This window comes from Sphingomonas sp. (genome assembly GCF_040398505.1).
Lineage (GTDB): Bacteria > Pseudomonadota > Alphaproteobacteria > Sphingomonadales > Sphingomonadaceae > Sphingomonas.
This window is the reverse complement of record NZ_JBBATX010000047.1, coordinates 15,913-19,927: the sequence shown is the minus strand read 5'-3', so window position 1 is coordinate 19,927 and position 4,015 is coordinate 15,913. Positions and strand designations below refer to the sequence as shown.

5 protein-coding genes are annotated in these 4,015 nt (G+C 64.3%); 3 read left to right on the top strand and 2 right to left on the bottom strand.

The features are described from left to right. Positions 1-26: 26 nt before the first annotated feature. Together ABWP09_RS07915 and panC are read right to left on the bottom strand one after the other, a co-directional pair. Positions 27-323, bottom strand: coding sequence for a hypothetical protein (locus tag ABWP09_RS07915; protein ID WP_188447314.1), 297 nt, complete (start codon positions 321-323; stop codon positions 27-29). Positions 324-397: 74 nt separating this feature from the next. Continuing rightward, on the bottom strand, positions 398-1,249 hold the full coding sequence (gene panC / locus ABWP09_RS07910; protein ID WP_353204601.1) for a pantoate--beta-alanine ligase: 852 nt from the start codon (positions 1,247-1,249) through the stop codon (positions 398-400). A gap of 80 nt (positions 1,250-1,329) precedes the next feature. Between panC and ABWP09_RS07905 the strand changes: the two genes are divergently transcribed. From ABWP09_RS07905 to pgmG, 3 genes are all read left to right on the top strand, one after another. Continuing rightward, on the top strand, positions 1,330-2,124 hold the full coding sequence (locus ABWP09_RS07905; protein ID WP_353204600.1) for a division plane positioning ATPase MipZ: 795 nt from the start codon (positions 1,330-1,332) through the stop codon (positions 2,122-2,124). Then, positions 2,124-2,375, top strand: coding sequence for a DnaJ domain-containing protein (locus tag ABWP09_RS07900; RefSeq protein ID WP_353204599.1), 252 nt, complete (start codon positions 2,124-2,126; stop codon positions 2,373-2,375). The genes ABWP09_RS07905 and ABWP09_RS07900 overlap by 1 nt, the downstream gene beginning before the upstream one ends. Positions 2,376-2,466: 91 nt before the next feature. Further along, a complete protein-coding gene (gene pgmG, locus ABWP09_RS07895; RefSeq protein ID WP_353204598.1) occupies positions 2,467-3,861 on the top strand; it encodes a phosphoglucomutase/phosphomannomutase PgmG in 1,395 nt (464 codons plus the stop codon). The last annotated feature ends 154 nt before the right edge of the window (positions 3,862-4,015 follow it).

Sequence of the window (4,015 nt, the reverse complement as noted above, 5' to 3'; positions counted from 1 at the left end):
TAAGCCTTAGGTAGCCAAGCGTCGAGTCAGGCCGCGCGACGCTGTGTGCTGACAAGGAAGGCGCGCGCGGCAGCCTGTGCCGTCGCGATCTCGCGCGCGCTCATATCCTCGGCGATGTCGCGGCGGCAATCCTTGGCGGCTTCGCTGCCGGCGACCGCGGCGAGGTTGAACCATTTATGCGCCTCGATCAGGTCGATGCCCATTCCGGCGGCCCCGCTCGAATAGACCATGCCGAGATCGTAGCACGCATCGGCATCGCCGCGTGCCGCATCGGCAAGCCGACTTTCGATCAGGAACCGCGCATTCTTCAGGCTCGTGCCCATGCTCTCAACCCTCGTTAACCATTCCGCTTGACGGTACTGTGGCGCGGAAGGGTCAATGAAAGGTTAACGCCGAATTAGGCATCTTCCGCAGGTGGAATGGCGAGGTTGTCGATCAGGCGGGTGGCGCCGAGTTTCGCCGCCGCGAGCAAGCGCCGCGCGCGGCCGGGATCGCTTGCCGGGGCCAGCGTTTCGGCATCGACCAGCGCGACATAATCGACCGTGAACCCGGCTGACGCCAGCGCATCGCGCGCCGTACCGAGCGCCGCGTCCGCGTCATCGCCGCGCGCAATTGCCTTCGCCGCCACGCCGAGCGCGCGCGGCAAGGCCACCGCCGCTGTACGCTGTGCGTCGTCGAGATAGACGTTGCGCGAGGACAAAGCGAGCCCGTCATCGTCGCGCTGCGTCGGTACGCCCTGAATCTCGATCCCGAAATCGAGATCGGCGACCATCCGCCGGATCACGGCGAGCTGCTGGAAATCCTTCTCGCCGAACAGCGCCAGATCGGGCCGGACCTGATTGAACAGCTTTGCCACCACGGTGGCGACCCCGTCGAAATGTCCGGGCCGGGCCGCGCCGTCGAGCCCGTCGCTGACCCCCGACACCGAAATAGCGGTGGCGAAACCGTCGGGATACATGATCTCGACCGGCGGCAGCCAGACGAGATCGCACCCCGCCGCCTTCAGCATCGCCAGATCGGCGGTTTCCTTGCGCGGATAGCGTGACAGGTCTTCGTTCGCGCCAAACTGTTTGGGGTTGACGAAGATCGAGGCGACCACTTTGCGCCCGGGCCGCTTCGCCGCCTCGATCAGCGCGATGTGGCCGACGTGCAGCGCGCCCATCGTCGGCACCAGTGCGATCTCCGCACCACTTTCGCGAAAGTCGGCAATCCCGGAACGGAGCGCTTCGAGGGTACGGATGGTTTGCACAGGCGTAGGGCCTTCGATAAGGATGGGGGCGCGTCTTCTATGAGGCGCAATCAAACCGAACAAGACGGGAAGCGACCACGTTGGCGACTGCTGCGCGAAAGCCACACATTATCGTCTTCGCCAATGAAAAAGGCGGCACCGGCAAATCCACCACCGCCGTGCACGTCGCCATCGCGCTTGCGACCCGCGGCGCGAAGGTGTCCGCCTTCGATCTCGACCACCGCCAACGCACGATGGGGCGCTATTTCGACAATCGCGCGGAGACGGTAAAGCGCACCGGGCGCACGCTGCCGACCCCGCGCCACGCCACGCATGATGGCGAGAGTCTGGCACGTTTCACCGAGAGCATGGAGTCGCTCGCTACCGATGCCGACTTCCTCGTGATTGACACGCCGGGCCGCGACGACCGCTTCGCGCGGATGGCGGCGAGCCGTGCCGATACGCTGGTGACACCGATGAACGACAGCTTTGTCGATTTCGACCTGATCGGACAAGTTGATCCGGTAACCTATAAGGTCACGCGCCCGAGCTTCTATGCCGAATTGATCTGGGAAGCGCGCAAGGTCCGCGCCAAGGCCGATGGCTCGACGATCGACTGGGTGGTGTTGCGCAACCGCGTCCAGCATATCGAGGCGCGCAACATGCGCCGCGTGTCGGAAGCGCTCGATCAACTCGCCAAGCGCGTCGGGTTCCGGATCGTTCCTGGCCTGGGCGAGCGCGTGATTTACCGCGAAATGTTTCCGGCCGGGCTGACGATGCTCGATTCGGGCGAATTCGGCTCGATGGGCCTGGCGCATGTCGCCGCGCGCCAGGAATTGCGCGAAATGATGGGCGCGCTGGCGCTCCCCGAACCCGTTCTGCCGCTGTTCGCCTGATGGCAAAAGTGCTGTTTATCGCGGCCGTGTTGCTCGGCGTCTGGCTGGTGCTGCGACCGCGGCCCAAGCTGGCGCTGCGGCTGGATGAAGCCGAGGCACGTGCGGTGCTCGGCGTCGATGCCGCGGCCGATGCCGCTGCGATCCGCGCGGCGCACCGGCGGCTGGTGTCCGCCGTCCATCCCGACAAAGGCGGATCGGCCGATCTGACGCGCCGGATCAATGCCGCGCGCGACGTGCTGCTGCGGCGTTAGTCTTTGCCGCCGCATGAGATTTTGAGCCGTCATTGAACTTTCGCATTGCTCACCGATTGGGCATGGACCGACTATCGAGGGAGCCGATCAGATGACGCACATGTTCAACCCCACATCGTTGCGCGAATATGACATTCGCGGAATCGTCGGCAAGACGCTGGGCGCGGCGGATGCCGATGCGATCGGGCGCGGCTTCGGTACGCGCGTACGGCGCGCGGGCGGCACCCGCGTCGCGGTCGGCTATGACGGACGGTTGTCCTCGCCCGAGCTTGAGACGGCGCTGATCGGCGGGCTGACGGCGGTCGGCGTTGATGTTGTGCGGATCGGCATGGGGCCGACGCCGATGCTCTATTATGCCGAAGCCACGCTAGAGGTGGATGGCGGCATCGAGATAACCGGCAGCCATAATCCCGCCGAGTATAACGGCTTCAAGATGGTGCTGCAGCACAAGCCGTTTTTCGGGGCCGATATTCAGGAGCTCGGCCGCATGGCAGCGGACGGCGATTGGGAGACGACGGAAGCCGAAGATCGCGGCACCGTTTCGACCGCCGATATCGAGGACGATTACGTCAACCGGCTCGTCGCGGGCTATGCCGGTGGCAGCTACAAGATCGGCTGGGACGCGGGCAATGGCGTGTCGGGCCCGATCATCGAGAAGCTGGTCAAGCTCCTGCCGGGTGAGCATCATTTGCTTTTCACCGATGTCGACGGCAATTTTCCCAACCATCATCCCGATCCCACCGAGGAAAAGAACCTCGCCGATCTGAAGGCGCTGGTCGCGGAGAAGCAGCTCGATTTCGGATTGGCTTTTGACGGCGATGGCGACCGGATCGGCGCAATCGACGGGCAAGGCCGTGTCATCTGGGGCGATCAGATTCTGTCCATTTTGGCGGAACCTGTGTTGAAGGAATTGCCCGGCGCGACGATTATCGCCGACGTGAAGGCCAGCCAGATGCTGTTCGACCGCGTGCGTGAACTCGGCGGCGAGCCGTTGATGTGGAAGACCGGGCATTCGCTGATCAAGATGAAGATGCGCGAGACCGACAGCCCGCTCGCCGGCGAAATGAGCGGCCACATCTTCTTCGCGCACGAATTTTACGGCTTTGACGACGCGCATTACGCCGCCGTCCGGTTGATCCGCGCGGCGCATATGATCGGGAAGTCGATCACGGACTTGCGCGGCGCGATGCCGGCTTTGGTCAACACGCCGGAGATGCGCTTCCAGGTCGATGAAAGCCGCAAGTTCGCGGTGGTCGAGGAAGTGCTCGAACGGCTCGAAGCGGCGGGGGCCGACGTCAACCGCACCGACGGTGCGCGCGTCAACACGCCCGATGGCTGGTGGCTGCTGCGCGCGTCGAACACACAGGACGTGCTGGTCGCACGCGCCGAGGCGCGCGATCAGGCCGGGCTCGACCGGTTGCTGGCGATGATCGACGATCAGCTTGCGCAGAGCGGCTTGGTGCGCGGGGAGCAAGCGGCGCACTGAGAAGATTTTGGTTCGCGCGGAGGCGTAGAGGACGCGGAGCGACGAAGACGATTTTCACACAAAGACGCAAAGGCACGACGAAGGAGTCCGCGAAGCGGCATTTCGGTTTCTTCCGGTCAGGCACCGGTGTTTGAACGCGCTTCGCGCCTTTGTG